This window comes from Methanoregula sp., from assembly GCF_041663825.1.
GTDB lineage: Archaea > Halobacteriota > Methanomicrobia > Methanomicrobiales > Methanospirillaceae > Methanoregula.
Genome location: NZ_JBAYLY010000003.1, coordinates 51,975 through 66,875 on the forward strand (window position 1 = coordinate 51,975; position 14,901 = coordinate 66,875).

Annotated in this window: 13 protein-coding genes; 5 read left to right on the plus strand and 8 right to left on the minus strand. The window is 54.1% G+C overall.

The annotated features are described in order from the left end of the window. Positions 1-40: 40 nt before the first annotated feature. Positions 41-1,483: an aldehyde dehydrogenase family protein gene (locus tag WCX19_RS02320; RefSeq protein ID WP_373004398.1), complete on the minus strand. Its 1,443-nt coding sequence runs from the start codon at positions 1,481-1,483 to the stop codon at positions 41-43. 272 nt (positions 1,484-1,755) lie between these two features. Further along, a complete protein-coding gene (locus WCX19_RS02325) occupies positions 1,756-2,334 on the minus strand; it encodes a hypothetical protein (RefSeq protein WP_373004401.1) in 579 nt (192 codons plus the stop codon). Between the two features lie 166 nt (positions 2,335-2,500). Here WCX19_RS02325 and ileS point away from each other — a divergent pair, with 166 nt between their 5' ends. Beyond that, a complete protein-coding gene (gene ileS, locus WCX19_RS02330) occupies positions 2,501-5,680 on the plus strand; it encodes an isoleucine--tRNA ligase (protein WP_373004404.1) in 3,180 nt (1,059 codons plus the stop codon). Positions 5,681-6,203: 523 nt separating this feature from the next. Here the strand turns inward: ileS and WCX19_RS02335 are convergent. From WCX19_RS02335 to WCX19_RS02350, 4 genes are all read right to left on the minus strand, one after another. Then, on the minus strand, positions 6,204-6,647 hold the full coding sequence (locus WCX19_RS02335; protein WP_373004407.1) for a flavin reductase family protein: 444 nt from the start codon (positions 6,645-6,647) through the stop codon (positions 6,204-6,206). A gap of 200 nt (positions 6,648-6,847) precedes the next feature. Further along, a complete protein-coding gene (locus tag WCX19_RS02340) occupies positions 6,848-7,234 on the minus strand; it encodes a PIN domain-containing protein (RefSeq protein ID WP_373004410.1) in 387 nt (128 codons plus the stop codon). Then, a complete protein-coding gene (locus tag WCX19_RS02345) occupies positions 7,209-7,496 on the minus strand; it encodes a hypothetical protein (protein ID WP_373004413.1) in 288 nt (95 codons plus the stop codon). Before WCX19_RS02345 ends, WCX19_RS02340 begins: the two co-directional genes overlap by 26 nt. A 690-nt stretch (positions 7,497-8,186) precedes the next feature. Continuing rightward, positions 8,187-8,462: a hypothetical protein gene (locus tag WCX19_RS02350; protein WP_373004416.1), complete on the minus strand. Its 276-nt coding sequence runs from the start codon at positions 8,460-8,462 to the stop codon at positions 8,187-8,189. Between the two features lie 105 nt (positions 8,463-8,567). On the opposite strand from WCX19_RS02350, the gene WCX19_RS02355 reads away from it, so the two are divergent. Genes WCX19_RS02355 through WCX19_RS02365 form a run of 3 tightly spaced genes read left to right on the plus strand, consistent with a single transcriptional unit; the run spans position 8,568 to position 9,560 of the window. Continuing rightward, positions 8,568-8,921 carry a hypothetical protein gene (locus WCX19_RS02355; RefSeq protein ID WP_373004419.1) on the plus strand — a complete coding sequence of 118 codons (354 nt, stop codon included), beginning with the start codon at positions 8,568-8,570 and terminating at the stop codon, positions 8,919-8,921. 52 nt (positions 8,922-8,973) lie between these two features. Next, positions 8,974-9,258 (plus strand): hypothetical protein, encoded by a 285-nt coding sequence (locus WCX19_RS02360; RefSeq protein WP_373004421.1) that lies wholly within the window; start codon positions 8,974-8,976, stop codon positions 9,256-9,258. Further along, positions 9,255-9,560, plus strand: coding sequence for a type II toxin-antitoxin system RelE/ParE family toxin (locus tag WCX19_RS02365; protein WP_373004424.1), 306 nt, complete (start codon positions 9,255-9,257; stop codon positions 9,558-9,560). The genes WCX19_RS02360 and WCX19_RS02365 overlap by 4 nt, the downstream gene beginning before the upstream one ends. Positions 9,561-10,144: 584 nt before the next feature. On the opposite strand, the gene WCX19_RS02370 is transcribed toward WCX19_RS02365, so the two are convergent. Together WCX19_RS02370 and WCX19_RS02375 are read right to left on the minus strand one after the other, a co-directional pair. Further along, complete coding sequence (locus tag WCX19_RS02370; RefSeq protein ID WP_373004427.1) at positions 10,145-10,588, minus strand: flavin reductase family protein; 444 nt, start codon at positions 10,586-10,588, stop codon at positions 10,145-10,147. A 928-nt stretch (positions 10,589-11,516) separates the two neighbouring features. Then, positions 11,517-12,827, minus strand: a complete 1,311-nt coding sequence (locus tag WCX19_RS02375; RefSeq protein WP_373004429.1) for an ATP-binding protein — start codon at positions 12,825-12,827, stop codon at positions 11,517-11,519. A gap of 774 nt (positions 12,828-13,601) precedes the next feature. On the opposite strand from WCX19_RS02375, the gene WCX19_RS02380 reads away from it, so the two are divergent. Further along, positions 13,602-14,870 (plus strand): ATP-binding protein, encoded by a 1,269-nt coding sequence (locus tag WCX19_RS02380; RefSeq protein ID WP_373004432.1) that lies wholly within the window; start codon positions 13,602-13,604, stop codon positions 14,868-14,870. Positions 14,871-14,901: the final 31 nt, after the last annotated feature.

Consider the following 14,901-nt stretch of genomic DNA (forward strand, 5'->3'; position numbering starts at 1 on the left):
TTTTTTACCAGGGCACTTTGCAGGAATAACTCCCGGTAGTTCAGGTTTCCATTCCACCCTGCCGGTTGATCACCATCAACCGGAGCTCGGTCATCTCCTCAATCGCGTACCGTGGGCCCTCGCGACCCAGGCCAGATCCTTTGACCCCGCCATACGGCATGTGATCGGCCCGGAACGTAGGGATATCGTTGATCTGCACGCAGCCGACATCCATCTCGTCAAATGCGTGGAGCGCCCGGCTGATATCCTGCGTGAAGATGCCCACCTGGAGCCCGTAATCCCCGTCATTTGCCATGCGGATCGCGTCTGCGAACGTATCGTACGGGAGAAGCGAAATCACCGGCGCAAAGACTTCTTCGCAGTTTACCCGCATCTTCGGGGTCGTGCCTTCAAGAACGGTCGGAGTAAACATCGTTCCCTCAAGCGTTCCTCCCGCAAGGCAGCGGGCACCCTGGCGGATCGCCTCCTCTACTTTTACGTACGCCTGCTCGGCTTTTATCCGGTCAAGCATGGGGCCGACATCGGTCGCCGGGTCCCGGGGATCGCCAACCAGAAGTTTCTGTACTGCTTCGAGAATCAACGCACGGGCTCGGTCGTACACCGGCCGGTGCAGGAACACCCGCTGCACGGAAATACAGACCTGCCCGGCGTTGGTGAAACCACCGGTTGCGATCCGGGATGCCGCATACCCGAGGTTTGCATCCTCATGTACTATCACGGCCGCGTTCCCGCCCAGTTCGAGCCCGACTTTTTTCCTCCCGGCGATCTCCCTCAGGTGCCACCCGACCGCACAGCTGCCGGTAAACGAGAGATACGCGATGCGGGGATCTTTTACGAGCTGTTCGGCCCTCCCGGCCGGGCAGGGAAGGACGCTTACCGCATCCGGCGGCAGCCCGGCTTCGAGTACCATCTCCCCGAGAAGCAGGCTTGAGATAGGTGTGGCTGATGCCGGTTTGAGGATGACGGAATCACCGGCCGCAATCGCCGGGGCAAGCTTGTGGCAGGCGAGATTCAAGGGAAAATTAAAGGGAACGATCCCCAGCACCGGCCCGAGCGGGAAGCGCCTGAGATACCCGGTCCGGCCCTCGCTGTCCCCGCCCCAGTCAAGCGGTATGATCTCACCGTAGATTCTCCGGGCCTCTTCTGCGGCAGTCCGGACGGTCGTCTCGGCCCGGGCGACTTCGGTCGTCGCAAACTTCCGGGTTTTTCCACCCTCAAGGATCAACACATCCACGAGTTCATCTGCACGGGCATGTATCTGGTCAGAAAGACGCTCAAGGATCCGCGATCTGGCGTGGGTCGGGAGCCGTCGTGTTTCTTCAAACCCCCGGGATGCCGCGGCGACTGCCGCTTTAATCTCGACATTGCCGGCCTGGCAGACCGTGGCGTAGATCTCGCCGGTATAAGGGAACCGGATGCTGGTGATCTCCTGTGTCTCTTTCTTTTTCCCTCCGACAAGGACCGGATAGGTTTGTACATCCATTCCTTTCACCCTCCTTTCATGCGTATCATCTTTACGTTACAGCCAGTCCCCGACCGTAAAGGAGCAGATACGGGTTTTTTCCAGTACAGCATTTTTACGGGATCCATAAAAAACTGACGGGTCAGACGACGTAAAACTACAGGAAACTGATATACAGGGATGACCGGCCGGTAACAATTGATCTTATGGATATACCCGGGAGGTATTTTTTAAAAGGCCGGTGCTGTCGGTATGCCGTAACGGAACAAAAATGATACGGGCACAAAAAAATTTCAGGCCCGGGTCACTTTGACCGGCACCTGGTATACGGCATCGCTGACACCGACTTCCTTGCGGTCATCGATGCAGAGATAATAGTGTCCCTGGTTTTTGATTGTCAGGGTCTTTGTCTGGGGAGAGGTGACATCGATAATTTTTACCAGAGGGACGATACCCTCATAGGACCAGGTCTTCTGCACGGTGTCCCAGGCGGGTTTGACTGCACCGAATTTCGTGTTGTCAGTGACATCAACAACCAGGAGATTCGGGGTGATCGTGCCGGAACCGGGCGTGGTGACCCAGACCGTATACTTCTCATCGGGATACAGGTACTCCACGCCAAGCGCCTTCTGGAGATCGATGCATGCATAATCATTGAAGTGGACGGAAACCGTTGTGTCGATGCCGGACGTTGCGGCTGACGCAGTCGCCGGTGCAGCCGTCCCGGCCGCAGGTGCATTTGCCGTGGCACCGGATGCGGTCGAGGCCGGTGCCGTGGCTGTCGGGGGGGAGGATGTCGTGGTACAGCCGGCAATGCATGCAAGCAGGATGACCAGCACGGCAACACTCATAAGAGCAAAAGATGGTTTCATGAAGCTCACTATATTTAAAATTCTATAGATAGGTTGTGATTTTGACCGACTGCCGTTACAGGAGGCCCCGGGTAAAAACCGGCTGGTACAAGAAAACTACTTTGTCATAGAGGGACAACATTCATCGATACGTTTGGGCATCCCGCCATCGTAACAGAGGGATTTTGTGAAGGAAGTCACCGCGAACTTCAATGCAAAGGAGATAGAACGCGAGGTGCAGGAATACTGGCGCACCCACGAGACCTACAAGGCAGTAAAGCAGCACCGGAGTGCCGGCAGGGCATTCTTTTTTGTTGACGGCCCGCCGTACACCACGGGGCAGATCCATTTGGGCACCGCATGGAACAAGATCATAAAAGACTCGCTCCTCCGGTACCAGCGGATGAACGGCCGTAATGTGATCGACCGTGCGGGCTACGATATGCACGGCCTCCCGATTGAAGTCAAGGTCGAGCAGATGCTCGGGTTTGCCTCGAAAAAGGATATCGAGACCTTCGGGATCGGGAATTTTATCAACAAGTGCCGGGAATTTGCCATCAAGAATAAGGAACTCATGGACACCCAGTTCGAGAGCCTCGGGGTCTGGCTGGACTTCAAAAACGCGTACCAGACGATCAAGCCCGAATACGTGGAAGCGGCATGGTGGACGCTTGCCCGGGCAGAGGAGAAAGGGATGCTGGAACGCGGGTTCCGGGTCGTGAACTGGTGCCCCCGGTGCGAAACGGCGATTGCGGACGCCGAGGTTGAATACTGGGACGAGACCGACCCCTCGGTCTTTGTGAAGTTCCCGATCAAGGGTAAAGTAAACGAGTCACTCGTTATCTGGACAACGACACCCTGGACGCTGCCGGCAAACGTCGCGGTTGCGGTGGGAAAGGAGTTTGTCTACGCAAGAGTCCACGCCGAGAAGAACGGCCGCGAGGAATTCCTCTGGGTGGCAGAAGACCTCGTCAAACCGGTACTCAAGAAAGGGCGGTACCAGAAGTTCAAGACCTTAGAGACCAAGAAAGGTGCGGAACTGCTGGGCTGGGAGTACGACTCCCCGCTCGCAGAACAGGTCCCGCTCCAGCGCGAGATTGCGCACCGGGTCGTTGCCGCGGATTTTGTCGCGATGGAGAATACCGGTATGGTGCATATCGCACCGGGCCACGGCTGGGACGACTACGTGCTCGGGACAAAGGAGAAACTGGCCATTGTCTGCCCGGTTGACGGTGCCGGGAAGTTTTTGCCTGCGGCAGGAATTTTTGCCGGGAAATTTGTCCGGAATGCAAACCAGGACGTACTCGATGCGCTGGGTGACCACCTGCTTGCGACAGAAAAAATCACTCACCGGTACGGCCACTGCTGGCGCTGCAAGACGCCGATCATCTTCCGGGCGACCTCGCAGTGGTTCCTGAAGGCCTCGGAGATCCGGGATCTCATGCTCTCCGAGGTCGAAAAGGTCACGTGGTATCCCGAATGGGCAGGCAGCGCCCGGTTCTATGACTGGATCAAGGAGGCCCGGGACTGGTGTATCTCCCGGCAGCGGTACTGGGGCATCCCGATCCCGGTCTGGGTCTGCGATAAGTGCGACAAGTACCGGGTCATCGGCACCATTGCGGAACTTGAAAAGGCGAGCGGAACAACCGTGCCCGATCCCCACCGCCCGTTCGTGGACTCGGTGACGGTCCCCTGCGAATGCGGCGGTACGATGCACCGGGTCGGGGACATCTTCGATGTCTGGTTTGATTCCGCGGTTGCGTCGTGGGCGACGCTTGGCTTCCCGGCAAAGACTGAAGAGTTCGAGAAACTCTGGCCGGCTGATTTTATCACTGAAGGCCAGGACCAGACCCGGGGCTGGTTCTACTCGCAGCTGGGCGCAAGCACGATTGCATTCGGGAAAGCGCCGTACAAGAGCGTCTGCATGCACGGTTTTGCTCTCGATGCCGAGGGAAAGAAGATGTCAAAGAGCCTTGGGAACGTGGTATCCCCTGAGGAAGTGGTAGCAAAAGTCGGCGTTGACGTGCTCAGGTTCTACGTGCTCTCTTCATCGGCACCGTGGGACGACCTGAAGTTCAACTGGGACGGGGTCGCAACCGTGAACCGTGCGGTAAACATCCTCTGGAACGTGTACCGGTTCCCGATGCCGTACATGATCCTCGATCATTTCGAGCCGCAGTCAAAGGACGGGATCTGGGACAAGGCATATATCGCCTCGCACCTCCACGAACTTCCCGACGAGGACCGCTGGATTATCTCCCGGGTGAACACGGTCGCCGGCATCGTGGACGCGGCGACAAAGGAGTGCCAGCTCCACCGGGCGACCCGCGAACTGATCAACTTCATCCTTGAAGATCTCTCGCGCTGGTACGTCCAGCTCGTCCGGCCCCGGATGTGGCTGGAAGGCGAGTCCGAACAGAAGGTGTTTGCCTACGAGACAATCTATTACGTGATGCGCCGGCTCATAGCGTTGATGGCCCCCTTCTGCCCACATATTACCGAGGAGATCTACGGCAACCTCCGGTGCAAAAACGACCCGGCAAGCGTGCATATGCTCGACTGGGAAGCCTGCGACAATTCGCTTGTTAACGCGGAACTGGAGCACGCAATGGAACTCGCCCGCTCGTTTGACGACGCGGTGCAGAACGCCCGGCAGGCCGGGAAACGGAAACTCCGCTGGCCGGTCGACGAAGTCGTAATCGTGACCGCAAAGGAAGAGGTCAAGGATGCTGTCGCCCGGCTCAATGCGATCTGCATGGACCGGGCCAACGCCCGCAAGGTGACGGTCGTGATGGGCCGGTGGGACCGGATCGGCTGGCACGCGGAGCCGGTGATGAAGACGCTCGGGAAAGGGTTTGGCAAGAACGCGTTTACGGTCAAGGGGCTCATCGAAGCCGCTGACGGTAATGCGATCAGGATCGCAACCGGTGCCGGGCAGACCTATACACTCGTGAGTGGCGATGCGAAGTACGAGATCGGTGCAGAGCACGTGACCTTCACGGAAAAACTTCCGGCCGATATCTTCTCCGCACCCATGGAGGACGCGACCGTGTACGTGGACGTGGCACTCACGCCAGACCTTGAAGCGGAAGGCTATGCCCGCGAAGTGATCCGCCGGATCCAGGAGATGCGCCGGCAGCTCGATCTCGCGGTCGAGGACTTTATCACGGCCGATGTGTCGGTTGCGGATAAACGGATCTGTGATCTTGTCAGCGGGGGCTGGAAGACCGGGATTGCGGAAGAGGTCCGGGCAAAGAACTTGTCACTGCATAATGCAACTGAACCGGCAACATCTGCGTACCAGCTCATCAAAGAGTGGGATGTTGAAGGGATCGCAATGACAATCGGGATCTCGAAAGCGAACTAAATAGTAAAATCTTTTTTTTTTGCACCGGAGAAAACCTGTGCTCATCCCATTTTTCCGAATCGTTTTGATAAGTTTTGAGGATCCCCCCATTCTCCCCAAGGGGGGAGCAGCCCATTTAATGCAATATCTCACATCCGGGGCAGTACCGGAAACGCCCGTAAAATCGCCCGTTTCAATCTTTCTGGAAATGAGGCATTTTATTTGCCCCGTTTGCAAAAATAAGCCCATTTTGAGCCCCGTATAATGCCCTTTACAGCCCCATATTCGTGTTCTGGCGGCCTCTGTTTTCTGGATCGTCCAAGTGGCAATTTTTCCTTCGAGATCTGCCCAAAAACCGCGTTATCGGGTCCGTTTTATTTCGTCCGATTTCGAAAATAAGCCCAAATTGAGGGTGTTTTTAAACGGAGCCCGATACGGGCTCCGTTTGGGGTGAGGGCAGGGCAATCGGGGGTCATATTGAGCCCGGATTGCTTCAGGTCAATGATGGATTCCGGAGGTAGCTGGCAGGACCGGGTGTATTCGGTCACTGGACATATGCAGGCCATTTCACCATTTTTTTCTTCAGGTCGAGAACCCTGCCGTCAATGATAAAAGTGCCGTCCCCTCTGTGATGGATGACCCGGCGTTCTTTACGCTCCGGATCGACCCATGCCTCGACCACTTCCATAACGAACATGTTGTATCTATCGACAAGGCTGTCGTCCTTCACCCGGCATTCGAAATTGGCGAGGCACTCGGCAACAAGCGGCGGGTTCACTTTTTTTGCGGAGACCGGTGTCAGGCCGAACGCCTCGAATTTGTCAATGTCCGCACCGGAGCAGTTGCCGATCTCAACCACCTTTGTGGCGAGATCGACCGTGGGGACAGCGATCACGCATTCACCGGTCGCGCGAAGCGCCCGAAAACTGTGATCCCAGGGCCCGATCATACAGCCGACGAGCGGTGGGACGCCATCCTGCATCACCATGTGATAACTCAATAGTCATGATATTGGGACGTTCTTTCTTTTGCACCGTTGTCACGAGGACGACCGGCCCCGGTTCTATGAAGCGGTACACCCGGGATAAAGGAAGCTTGTCCATCATGATCGTCACTTTCCCGTGAGGGATATATCAGGATTGGGATTCCGTTTGAGAATAACCCCATAAAAAGAGGGTGAGATACAGGTTATTTTTTCCCGAGATACTGCACGCCGGCCAGGCCTTTGAAATGCTGGTCACCGGTCACGAGCAGTAAATTGTTATTTTCAGAGGTTGCACGGATGAGCCGGTCAGCTATCCCGCCGGCAAACTTCTTTTTTTCATACGTCCCGGCACGTATCGCGATTTCCGGGGTTACGGGGAGAATGCGACTACCCTCGCTGATGAACCGGACAGCACGCTCGCCCTGTTCACGGCCACCTCCCCGCTGACTGAGAATGAATATCTCTGTCAGCGTAACAACTGATGTAAACACCGGTTCATTTCCCCGGAGGATCAGAGAGACTGCCGGATTGTTATTTTTCAGGTGATCTATCCATGCCCACGTATCAAGAAGGTATGCGATAGGGATCATCCTCCTCATCCCGTACAAACTCCGGCAGGTCCGGCATCATTCCCCCGCATTCGGGAAGATTTTTCCGCCATGCACGGTACAGGAACTCTATTGCATCGTTGTACGTATCCAGTCGTTCAACCTGCTTGACATGGTCCAGCCGTTCTTTTGCTAAATCGGTAAATTGTGCCGGGTTTCGTTTCCGGGGCTTGTGGGGAGGATCCGGGACACGGACTACCGGCACCTGCCGTCCCCGCCGTGCTGTTGATTTTGCCGCTTGCATATGGTATACAGTATACAGCATACCCAATAAACGTTTACATCTGACGGATATCGAGAGGCGCATCTGAGATATACGGGGCTTTTACTCATTCATGCCCGACACAGCCCGGGTTCCCGGTTGCCGTGAGCCGCACAGTGGAATGGACGAACCGGCACGTTTTAAAAAAAGACCTGATGAAAGATATCGGTATTTTCGTCTCATTATGTGTGGTCGGCAGATCGAACGCGACAAATTGGTTTTTAATCCTTGTTCTCGTGAGGATTTACTCGAAGGTCCGTTGGGGTCCGGGATCTCGAGTTTTTTGTAGTCGCGGGCCTTGATGGGCCGGACCCGATCTTTGTTTACAGCAGAGGGGTCCGGATCCGGGCTCATTTCAGCAGTTTTACAGCACGTGCTGTAAGAACCCGGAGGAGTTTGCGGGGCCGGATTCGCGATCTTTGCCGCTCCGGTCCGAGATCGATTTTTGTTTACAGCAATTTCAGAATCATGGAGACACTGATCTGCAGTTTTTCCGGAATTTTTGTCACCTCCATAATTCCGGTTTTGCTGTAAATGACATTCTCTAAGTACAGAAATATTATCAGAATACTCTTCTTTGCTGGAACCGGGCGCACCGGTTTGCCATTTTGATTTACAGCAGTTGCTGTAAAACTGCTGTAAACGTGCTGTAATGCTGTAAATGACTTTTCGTCATCCTTGCTCTTTTTTATTGTCCTTGTCGTCATCATCGTGATCGCCATCGTGATCGTGATGGTCATCGTGCAGATCGCGGTCGAGCCAGCAGGCCCCGCCGTTCGCCCACTGCCGGTAGATCTCGCGGCTCCACGTGAACGCCTCGGTCCGGCGCCGGACAGAGAGACCTTCGTCCTCCTTTAGCATCACGGTCCGGTCGGTGAACGAAAGTGCCGGGCACTTCTCTAAAAGGCCCGTGTAATTCTTCCCCTGGCTCTCGTAGCCCTTGAGCATCCGGTAGATCGCTCGGAACCTTGCGCCGGCATCAGGTTAAGGATCACTTTCGCACCGCACATGGCCGGATCCTTATCTCCCTCAGTGGGGTAGTGATCCGATGCTATGCAGATCGAGATCCGCAAGGGACTGGCGCTCCAGCCGGGAACATTTTCTGCCGTGATCGCTCCAGAGAAGGTGATGGTTGCGGCACTCAACAGCAACGCGGATCTCCAGCGGTTCCTGTTCCTCTACATAGGGGAGATTTACTCCCGCATCCTGTCGGGCATCCAGCGGTCATCGACCAACTTTGAGATCCGCCGGGCATTTACTGCCCACCAGCTCCTTACCATGCTCAGGGAAGCCGGCCATTCAGTCGTCTTTGTCGAGCACGACCCCTCCCTCTTTGATGGGGCCATGAACATCATCGAACTGGTAGCTGGGGCATTAAAAGACGTGGGCCGGGAATCGCTTCGGTAAGTCCTATCAAAAAAATTCTGATGTTTGTAAAGGAAAATTTAGAGAAGTACTGATGCTGATGGAGATCAAAAATCGGGCAATAGATGAGGCGAAACAGGAACAAGACAAACGTATTCATATTTACAATGTTTACAATATGATCATGCCAGCAGTGAAGAGAATCCCGGTAACAGAACCGGTATGGAAGGAACTTTCAGAAATGCGTTCAGCCGGCCAGACTTACACAGAACTTCTGGAAGATTTGATTGAGGCGCGAAAAAAGGATCGGCTTGCATCTGATATGATGCGCATTGAAGAAGAGGGAATATTTGTCCCACTCTCGGAGATTAAAGATTGACGTTTGCCCTTCTCATCGAACAAAAACAGATCGATAAGATCAACGGATTCGATGAAAAAAGCCGAAGAATAACCAAAGAAAAACTGGATACCCTCAAGGAAGATCCCTATCCGGGGAAACGAGGGGATAAAGAAAAGTTCTGTCTTCGGGGGGGCTATATTCTTTACCGGCTGCACATCGGGAGATCGTGGACTGCATTTTACCGGATTTACGATAAAGAAAATGTCGTAAAAGTGTTGGACATTATGACCATCGAACAGGCTCATAAAAAATATGGCCGTTTCAAATCAGGTTCTGAATAATTTTTTAATGATTCCTTAATAACGACCACCATGATAAACTCAAGGTGGCTTCTATTTCAGTAATCACCAAATCTCTTTTTTTGCACTGGAGAAAACCTGTGCTCATACCATTTTTCTGAATCGTTTTGATAAGTTTTGAGGGTCCCCCCACTCTCCCCAAGGGGGGAGGCAGCCCATTTAATGCAATATCTCACATCCGGGGCAGTACCGGAAACGCCCGTAAAATCGCCCGTTTCAATCTTTCCGGAAATGCAGCAATTTATCTGCCCCGTTTGCAAAAATAAGCCCATATTGAGCCCCATATAATGCCCTTTACAGCCCCATATTCGTGTTCTGGCGGCCTCTGTTTTCTGGATCGTCCAAGTGGCAATTTTTCCTTGAGATCTGCCCAAAAACCGCGTTATCGGGTCCGTTTTATTTCGTCCGATTTCGAAAATAAGCCCAAATTGTGGGTATTTTTAAACGGAGCCCTATACGGGCTCCGTTTGGGGTGAGGGAAGGGCAATCGGGGGTCATATTGAGCCCGGATTGCTTCGGGTCAATGATGGATTCCGGAGGAATCTGGCAGGACCGGGTGTATTCGGTCACTGGACATATGCAGGCCATTTCACCATTTTTTTCTTAAGGTCGAGAACCCTGCCGTCAACGACAAAGGTGCCATCTCCCCGGTGGTGGATGACCCGGCGTTCTTTACGCTCCGGATCGACCCATGCCTCGACCACTTCCATAACGAACATGTTGTATCTGTCGACAAGGCTGTCGTCATTCACCCGGCATTCGAAATTGGCGAGGCACTCGGCAACAAGCGGCGGCTTCACTTTTTTTGCGGAGACCGGTGTCAGGCCGAACACCTCGAATTTGTCAATGTCCGCACCGGAGCAGTTGCCGATCTCAACAACCTTTGTGGCGAGATCGACGGTGGGGACAGCGATCACGCATTCCCCGGTCGCGCGAAGCGCCCGAAAACTGTAATCCCAGGGCCCGATCATACAGCCGACGAGCGGAGGGATGCCATCCTGCATCACCATGTGATAACTCAATAGTCATGATATTGGGACGCTCTTTCTTCTGTACCGTTGTCACCAGGACAACCGGCCCCGGCTCAATGAAGCGGTACACCCGGGATAAAGGAAGCTTGTCCATCATAATCGTGACGTTCCCTTCCGGGATCTATCATGATTGGGGTTCTGCTGGGAATGACAAAAGGAAATTGCGAGAGATCGTTCCCTTTTTTGTTTGAGGGGAACTCGTTTCCTGCACAGCCCGGTCGCACTCGCGGAACGGTTCATCCCCACGCATGTGGGGAACTCGAAAGTGAAAATAGTAACAATTCCGACATCTTGGGGACACTCCCAAAACCCCCCTTCTTTTCATTTCCAGGTATCCTAGTCCGATCCGGAGGGAGATCTGCCTCCCAAAAGCGTATATTAGCGTTCTACGAAAGCCCGATTTACCCGGAAATACGGCAATCCGGGGACAATACAGTCGAATTCCAAAAATGTGTGTAAAACTGCACCCGTTTTGTGCATTTCAACACCTTCAAAACGCTCCGGCCGGAATGGGCAGGGCCTCATTCTCCGACGGAGACTCCTGCACCGGCACCGGGGCTGTGGTTCGACAGTTTTCATCGATCCGGGAACGGGTTTTTGAGGGTAAATCATTCGGAAATTCTGCCTCCCCTACAAATTCTCCGGCGTGAACTTCCCAGGATACCCTCCGGAGCCCCATATCCGCGTTCTGTTCGATCCCACATCCTCCAGTTCCTCCCGAAAAAACCCGACCGCTGGAACGCTGCTATTAGGTGTCGGGGCTCTCCGACGTTAAAATACCCTTTTTACCCTGAATTAGTGCCTGTTTTTGGCCCATGAGTGCCTCCCGGTAGGAAAAAGGAGGTGATCGGAGCCCAATATGGGTCCGGAATATCCGGTGTCTCCGGGAACGCATGGAAGTGTCGGGTTACAGGTTTTGTGCGAGAAGAGCCAGCCACGCGGGAATGTACAGGATCTCTTTACCGCTGGCGGCGGTCTTTTCCATCATGTTCCGGGTGATGATGATGCCGGTCGGGAGGTGGCGGGCATCCATGAAGGCCAGGATGTTCCCGGCATCGGACGGGCTGATCCGGCTCTGGTATTTCACTTCGATCGGGATCAACGTACCACCTCGTTCCCGGACAACATCCACTTCGCGTTTTTTTGCATCCCGCCAGAAATAGTCCCCGGCAAAGAGCGTCTCGACATACCGGCCGAGAACGGTGTCGATGAGCTGGGTGCGGTCGTAGCCGAGGACGGCGCAGGCGATTGACGGGTGGATAACATACAGTTTTTTGTTCTTCCGCGCCCGTTTTGCCGGGCTGCCGGTGTAGGACTCCGCGACCCTGACGAGGAATGCAATCCTGAGGTAGAAGAGGTAACTTGTCACGGTCTCGTAATGGACAGAAAAGATCCGGGACAGGTTCTGGATATCGAAAAGGTTCGATGAGGTCTCGCAGGTGTACCGGAACATTTCGTGGAGGATGTCGCGCCGCCTGACATCAAATATTGCCGGGATATCCTGGTAGATGATCTTTTTTACAACAAGATCATGGATATATTTCCGGATCACGGTGCTGTCCTCTTCGTTCACGAGCTCGGGGAATGCGCCTTTGTAGAGATATTCCAAAAATTCGTGTTCAAAGTACTCTTTTTCGGTGATGCACGTGAGGTACAGCCGGTTTGTTGCGGCGAAATCGTCAAGCGCCGCACCCGCCGGTTCGATGATCCGCCCTTTCATCGCAAGGTATTCGCGGAATGTCAGGGGATTTAACGGGAATGTGACCAGCCGCCCGGCAAGCGTGGCCTTCGCTTTCGAGATCTCCAGCGATTCCGATCCGGAGACGATGAACTTGAGGTTTTTCTGGTCGTAGTAGCGCTTGAGCGTCCCTTCCCAGTCGGCCACGTAATGGATCTCATCGAGGAAGATGGTGGCAGCGCCGAGGGTATTTACCGCATAATCGAGAATAAAGACCAGCACCTCTTTCTTCTGCGTCACCTCTTCATCGAAGGAGAAGAAGAGCGCCTTTTTTTCCCTGCCCGTCTCTTCCATGAGCTGGCGCATGAGCGTGGTCTTGCCAGTCCGGCGCAGGCCCACGATAGCGATTGCCTGTTTTTTTGGAAGCCATGGCTGTATCTCCGCGTAGAGATCCCGCCGGAACTCCGGGACTGCGAGGGGATGCCCTGCCAGCTGGGGGTTGTATTCGTAGATGAGCCGGATCAGGTACTCGTTATCCACAGTGTAGTGTGGTTAACTTGGAAAGTTAATATGGTTATGGTGTGGATATGTTTGCAGATTCGAGAGTACCGGGATCCGATCCGGAAACCCCCCTTCTTTTCAGATTTATGTACCGTAATCCGATCCCGGGGGAGATCCTCTTATTAAAAGGGACTATGAGCGTACCACAGAGGTTCAGTTTGTCCGAAATACGCCAATCCGAGGCCAATCCTATCAAATCCCCAAAAATATGTACCGGAATTTGCCATTTTGTGCAGTTCAACACATTTAAAACGCTCCGGCCGTAGGGGGCAGGCACTCATTCTCCGACGGAGACTCTGCACCGGCACCTGGCCTTGAGGTTCGATGTTTTTTCTCTCGATCCGGGAACGGGTTTTAAAAGGGTAACTCAATCGGAAATTGTGCCTCCCGCAAAAATTCTCCGACGTGAACTCTCCCGGATACCCTCCGGAGCCCTCTATCCGCGTTCTGTTCGATCCCACGTCCGCCAGCACCTCCCGGGAAAACCCGGCTGTTGGAACGCTGCTATTAGGTGCCGGGTCTCTCCGGCGTAAAAAAGCCCTTTAGCGCCTCAATTAGTGCCGGTTTTAAGCCCATGAGTGCCTCCCGGCCGGAAAAACAGGGTAATCGGGGCCCAATACGGGGCCGGAATACCCGGTGTCACCGGGGATCATGGAAATACCGGCCCCGGTCGTCATGGATGAACCCGGTGACACACCAGGGCACTCATTACCAATGAGAACATTTTAGTATATCTACTAATTACTAATTAGTATGAGTTCCCGGGAGATCCTGCGTCACCTTGTGATCCAGCAGAAGAACCAGATCGAAAAAGGCGGCGATTATATCGAACGGTCGATCCTTCCTGAGGTTCTCGATGCATTCAGCGACAACCGGGTGCTGATCCTCACCGGGATCCGGCGGTGCGGCAAATCAACGCTCTTAAAACAGATCATGCAGAAGAAAACCCGGTACTGCTATATCAACTTCGAGGACGAGCGTCTGCTGGCATTCCGCGCAGAAGACTTTGAGACGCTCAATGAAGTCCTCTTCGAAGTGTACGGTGTGCCTGAGATCTATTTCTTTGACGAGATCCAGAACATCGACCGGTTCGAGACCTTTGTCCGGCGGCTCCAGGACCAGGGCAAGAAAGTCGTGCTCACCGGCTCAAACGCCGCACTGCTGAGCCAGGAATTCGGGACCCGGCTCACCGGGAGATACAAACTCTTTAGCGTCTACCCGTTCTCCTTTGCGGAATTCTTACGGTTCAACAGGATCGATACCGGCAGGGATTCTTCGTACCTGACGGAAGAACGGGTCAGGCTCATTTCCGCATTTGAGACATATACCCAAACCGGCGGGATGCCGGAATATCTCAAAAATTCCGACCCCGACTACATCAGGACGCTGTACGACAATATACTCTACCGGGACATCATTGCCCGGTATTCCATCCGGAGACAGCGGCTCGTACGGGAACTGGTCGGCATGCTCGCCTCGTCCATCGCGCTCCCGTTTACCTATAACTCCTTAAAAAAGACGCTCGGGCTCAAAAACGCGATCACCGTCAAGGAATACGTCTCCTACCTTTCCGGCGCATACCTGTTCTTTGAGCTCTCCCGGTTTGACTATTCCGTAAAAAAACAACTGAACTCCCCGCGAAAAATCTACATGATCGACACCGCGTTTGGCATTCTCAATGGGTTTTCTTCCTCGCCCAATACCGGGCGGCTTCTTGAAAATATTGTGTTTGTCGAGTTGCTGCGCAGGGGCAGCGAAGTGTATTATTATTCCGGGGATCGTGAATGCGATTTTATCATCAGGCGCGGCCGGAAAATAACCCGGGCCATACAGGTATGTCATGAACTCAATAACGACAACGAGGACCGGGAGATCGGCGGGATTCTTGAGGCCATGGACAGTTTCGGGTTGCACGAAGGCATTATCCTGACAAGCCACCAGGAAGAGACCCGAAAGCTTGGTGATTCGACCATCACCATTCAACCGGTCTGGAAGTGGCTCATGGAAGAGAGCACGGGATAAAGATCAGGTCTGGCCCCGCGTGCAGGAAAAG

Excerpts from the sequence above, each read along its gene's own strand:
- WCX19_RS02370 (WP_373004427.1), bottom strand. The coding sequence starts at position 10,588 with ATGGTGATGCAGGATGGCATCCCTCCGCTCGTCGGCTGTATGATCGGG.
- WCX19_RS02335 (WP_373004407.1), bottom strand. The coding sequence starts at position 6,647 with ATGGTGATGCAGGATGGCGTCCCACCGCTCGTCGGCTGTATGATCGGG.
- WCX19_RS02355 (WP_373004419.1), top strand. The coding sequence starts at position 8,568 with ATGCAGATCGAGATCCGCAAGGGACTGGCGCTCCAGCCGGGAACATTT.
- WCX19_RS02325 (WP_373004401.1), bottom strand. The coding sequence starts at position 2,334 with ATGAAACCATCTTTTGCTCTTATGAGTGTTGCCGTGCTGGTCATCCTG.
- WCX19_RS02350 (WP_373004416.1), bottom strand. The coding sequence starts at position 8,462 with ATGCTCAAGGGCTACGAGAGCCAGGGGAAGAATTACACGGGCCTTTTA.
- WCX19_RS02360 (WP_373004421.1), top strand. The coding sequence starts at position 8,974 with ATGCTGATGGAGATCAAAAATCGGGCAATAGATGAGGCGAAACAGGAA.
- WCX19_RS02345 (WP_373004413.1), bottom strand. The coding sequence starts at position 7,496 with ATGCAAGCGGCAAAATCAACAGCACGGCGGGGACGGCAGGTGCCGGTA.
- WCX19_RS02380 (WP_373004432.1), top strand. The coding sequence starts at position 13,602 with ATGAGTTCCCGGGAGATCCTGCGTCACCTTGTGATCCAGCAGAAGAAC.
- WCX19_RS02340 (WP_373004410.1), bottom strand. The coding sequence starts at position 7,234 with ATGATCCCTATCGCATACCTTCTTGATACGTGGGCATGGATAGATCAC.
- WCX19_RS02320 (WP_373004398.1), bottom strand. The coding sequence starts at position 1,483 with ATGGATGTACAAACCTATCCGGTCCTTGTCGGAGGGAAAAAGAAAGAG.